5 protein-coding genes and 1 pseudogene (1 of these 6 only partly in view) are annotated in these 3,204 nt (G+C 72.7%); 5 read left to right on the top strand and 1 reads right to left on the bottom strand.

Annotation, left to right across the window (positions count from 1 at the left end; genetic code table 11):
- The 4 genes and pseudogenes from LCD33_RS11465 to LCD33_RS11450 form a co-directional block, all read left to right on the top strand.
- Nucleotides 1-197, top strand: partial view of a thiolase domain-containing protein gene (locus tag LCD33_RS11465; RefSeq protein ID WP_224977813.1) — the 3' end only. Its footprint begins 799 nt before the window's first position; 197 of the gene's 996 nt are visible here — the last part of the coding sequence; its start codon lies off the left edge, out of view; the stop codon is at nt 195-197.
- Nucleotides 131-610: pseudogene (locus tag LCD33_RS11460) on the top strand (thiolase domain-containing protein); the annotation flags it as partial. The gene LCD33_RS11465 and the pseudogene LCD33_RS11460, both read left to right, overlap by 67 nt.
- On the top strand, nt 610-1,491 hold the full coding sequence (locus tag LCD33_RS11455; RefSeq protein WP_224958569.1) for a TIGR03619 family F420-dependent LLM class oxidoreductase: 882 nt from the start codon (nt 610-612) through the stop codon (nt 1,489-1,491). The pseudogene LCD33_RS11460 and the gene LCD33_RS11455, both read left to right, overlap by 1 nt.
- Nucleotides 1,492-1,517: 26 nt before the next feature.
- Nucleotides 1,518-2,009 (top strand): nuclear transport factor 2 family protein, encoded by a 492-nt coding sequence (locus LCD33_RS11450; protein ID WP_224958567.1) that lies wholly within the window; start codon nt 1,518-1,520, stop codon nt 2,007-2,009.
- A 157-nt stretch (nt 2,010-2,166) separates the two neighbouring features.
- On the opposite strand, the gene LCD33_RS11445 is transcribed toward LCD33_RS11450, so the two are convergent.
- Nucleotides 2,167-2,553, bottom strand: a complete 387-nt coding sequence (locus tag LCD33_RS11445; RefSeq protein ID WP_224958565.1) for a helix-turn-helix domain-containing protein — start codon at nt 2,551-2,553, stop codon at nt 2,167-2,169.
- A 94-nt stretch (nt 2,554-2,647) separates the two neighbouring features.
- Between LCD33_RS11445 and LCD33_RS11440 the strand changes: the two genes are divergently transcribed.
- A complete protein-coding gene (locus LCD33_RS11440; protein WP_224958563.1) occupies nt 2,648-3,058 on the top strand; it encodes a RidA family protein in 411 nt (136 codons plus the stop codon).
- Nucleotides 3,059-3,204: the final 146 nt, after the last annotated feature.

The following is a 3,204-nucleotide window of genomic DNA, read 5'->3' as shown; positions in this document are numbered from 1 at the left end:
GGGGGGGGGGGGCCCCCCCGCGGGGGGGGGGCCCCCCCCCCCCCCCCCCCCCCCCCCCCCCCGGCGCGGGGGGGGGGGGGGGGCGCGGGGCCCCCCCCCCCCCCCCGCCGCCGCGGCCCCCGCCCGCCCGGTGGCCTGGATCCACGCCACGGCGATGCGCACCGAGCCGACCACGTTCGCCGGCCGCGACCAGGTGAGCCCGCAGGCCGGGCGGGACGCGGCGGCGGCGCTGTGGGCGCAGGGCGGCATCAACGACCCGATGTCCGAAGTGGACGTCGCCGAGCTCTACGTGCCGTTCTCCTGGTTCGAGCCGATGTGGCTGGAGAACCTGGGTTTCGCCGCCGAGGGCGAGGGCTGGAAGCTCACCGAGGCGGGCGAGACCGCGATCGGCGGCAGGCTGCCGGTGAACCCGTCCGGTGGTGTGCTGTCGTCGAACCCGATCGGCGCCTCCGGGATGCTGCGGTTCGCCGAGGCGGCGATGCAGGTGATGGGCCGGGCGGGCGAGCACCAGGTGGACGGGGCGCGCACCGCGCTCGGGCACGCCTACGGCGGGGGCTCGCAATACTTCTCGATGTGGGTCGTGGGCGCCGCGCGGCCCGGGGAGCGCTGATGGAGTTCACGTTGTCCGTGGCCATGTGCCCGCTGCCGGAGCTGACCGCGCTGGCACGCGCGGCGGAGGAGGCCGGGTTCGCCGCGATCGCGCTGCCGGACTCGCTGTTCTACTCCGAGCACGTCGCCGCCGACTACCCGTACACCCCCGACGGCGAGCGGATGTGGACCGAGGAGACGCCGTGGACCGATCCGCTGGTGGCGGCCGCGGCGATGGGCGCGGTGACCGAGCGGCTGCGGTTCTACACCTCGGTGCTGAAGCTGGGCCCGCGCAATCCGCTGCTGCTGGCGCGGCAGGTGGCGTCGGTGGCGGCGCTGACCGGGGACCGGTTCGGGCTCGGCGTCGGCATCGGCTGGACGCCGGAGGAGTTCGAGTGGTGCGGGGCGCCGTTCGAGCGGCGCGGAGCGCGGGTGGACGAGGCGATCGAGGTGCTGCGCCTGGTGCTCGGCGGCGGGATGGTGGAGCACCACGGCGAGTTCTTCGACTTCGACCGGCTGCAGATGTCCCCCGCCCCCGGCCGCCGAGTGCCGATCTACGTCGGCGGGCACACCGAGCGGGCGCTGCGGCGGGCGGCGGCCCGCGGGGACGGCTGGTCCTCGGCGATGATGCGGATCGCCGAGCTGCGCACCACCATCGCCCGGCTCGGCGAGCTGCGCGCCGAGTTCGGCCGCGAGGCGGAGCCCTTCGAGATCCAGGCGGTGTGCGTGGACCGATTCGGCGCGGACGGCTACCGGGAGCAGGAGGCGGCGGGCGTGACCGATGCGATCGTGGTGCCGTGGGTGCTCGACGGCCACGGTTTCGACGCGGACATCGAGGTGAAGCGGGATTCGCTGCGGCGCTTCGCCGACGAGGTGATCCACCCGCTGGCGGCGGCCGGATGAGCGGCCCGGATGCGACGGAGGCGACGATGACCGGTTCGGTGCGGTGGGACGCGACCGAGGCCGACCACCCGGCGCGGCGGGCGGCGCGGGCCTCGATGGCGGCGGTGGCGCGCGGCGCGAAGGCGGACTGGCTGGCGCTGTTCGCCGCGGACGCGCTGGTGCAGGACCCGGTGGGCCCGTCCCCGCTGGACCCGTCCGGGCAGGGGCATCGGGGCACGGCGGCGATCGGCGCGTTCTGGGACTCGGTGATCGCCGGGGCGGCGAGCCTGCACTTCCACGTGCACGACTCGTTCGCCGCCGGCTCGGAGGTCGCCAACACCGGCCGCATCCGCACCCACCTCCCCGACGGCGCGACGATGGACGCCGACGGCGTCTTCCTCTACCGCGTGGACGACACCGGCCTGCTCATCTCGATGCGAGCCTTCTGGGAATTCGACCGAGCAATGGCAACCCTCACCCAAAACCCTGAACCCCCAACCGCCTCTCAGTCCATTGCCTGTCAGCGGCGCAGCCGCTGAGCTGACGACCACCAGAGCAACCGGCACCGCAGCGGGTTCTCAGCGCTTTCCTCGCGAGGACAGCGATTTCTCATGTGGCGGAGCCACCTGTGAAATCGATCCCGCAGCGAGGGAAGCGCTGAGGTTCCGCCACCCCACCCCTCCGCAAACGAACCACCTATCCGTCAAATTCACGGCGGGAAGCGTCGATGTTCGTTAGGTAGGTGTGGGTCCAGTCGCACATCCCGTGCACGACCTGGCGCAGCGCCCGTCCCGGTTCGGTGAGCTCGTAGTCCACCCGCGGCGGCACGGTGGGGTGCACGGTGCGGTCCAGCAGGCCGTTGCGCTCCAGCATCCGCAGGTTCTGGGTGAGCATCTTGTGGCTGATGCCCTCGATCCGCGCGCGCAGCTCGCTGAAGCGCAGGCTGCGCTCCTCCCCGAGCAGATCGATGATCAGGAACGCCCACTTGTTGGCGACCTCGGTGAAGATCTCCCGGGCGAGGGAGTCGGCGCGCCGCAGGTCGGCCTCGTCTTCGAGCGGGCTGGTGAAGTTCGTGGTTCCCATCAGGTTCCCCGGTTACGAAAAAGTGCGTTCTTCCACATCACGCGACACTCTCCTACGGTTTCCCGGTAACCACAAGAGAGCACGGAGGAACTCGATGGCCATCACGCTGGTGAACCCGGACGGGCTGCCGGAGGTCGAGCTGTACCGGCAGGTGTCGGTCGCCACCGGCTCGAAGCTGGTGTTCGTCGCCGGGCAGGTCGCCCGGGACGCGCACGGCGACCGGGTCGGGACGGGCGATCTCGCCGCGCAGGTCGAGCAGGTGTACCTCAACGTCGCCACCGCGCTGGCGGCGGCGGGCGCCTCGTTCGCGGACGTGGCGAAGCTGACCGCCTACCTCGTGGACTGGACGCCGGAGAAGTTCGAGCAGTTCATGGCGGGGCGCGCGCGGGCGAGCGCGCAGCTGGGCGGGGCCGTGCTGCCCCCGTTCACCGGCATCGGGGTGGCCGCCCTCGCCGAGCCGGACATGCTCGTCGAACTGGAAGCGACGGCGGTCGTCGAGGGCTGATGCCTGTTCTCGCTGCTTCTGCCGCGTCGTGGTCGGGTGGCGGAACCTCAGCGGTTTCCTCGCTGCGGGATCGTTTTCGCAGGTGGCTCCGCCACATTCGAAAACCCGGTGCGCGCGGGGGAGCCGCGGAGAACCCCCGGGGGGGG

The sequence above is a fragment of the Saccharopolyspora sp. 7B genome (assembly GCF_020177435.1).
GTDB lineage: Bacteria > Actinomycetota > Actinomycetes > Mycobacteriales > Pseudonocardiaceae > Saccharopolyspora_C > Saccharopolyspora_C gregorii.
This window is presented reverse-complemented; position numbering and strand designations above follow the sequence as displayed.

Bases quoted from the DNA above. Each gene is read 5' to 3' on its own strand.
- LCD33_RS11455 (WP_224958569.1), top strand. From the start codon at position 610: ATGGAGTTCACGTTGTCCGTGGCCATGTGCCCGCTGCCGGAGCTGACC.
- LCD33_RS11450 (WP_224958567.1), top strand. From the start codon at position 1,518: ATGACCGGTTCGGTGCGGTGGGACGCGACCGAGGCCGACCACCCGGCG.
- LCD33_RS11445 (WP_224958565.1), bottom strand. From the start codon at position 2,553: ATGGGAACCACGAACTTCACCAGCCCGCTCGAAGACGAGGCCGACCTG.
- LCD33_RS11440 (WP_224958563.1), top strand. From the start codon at position 2,648: ATGGCCATCACGCTGGTGAACCCGGACGGGCTGCCGGAGGTCGAGCTG.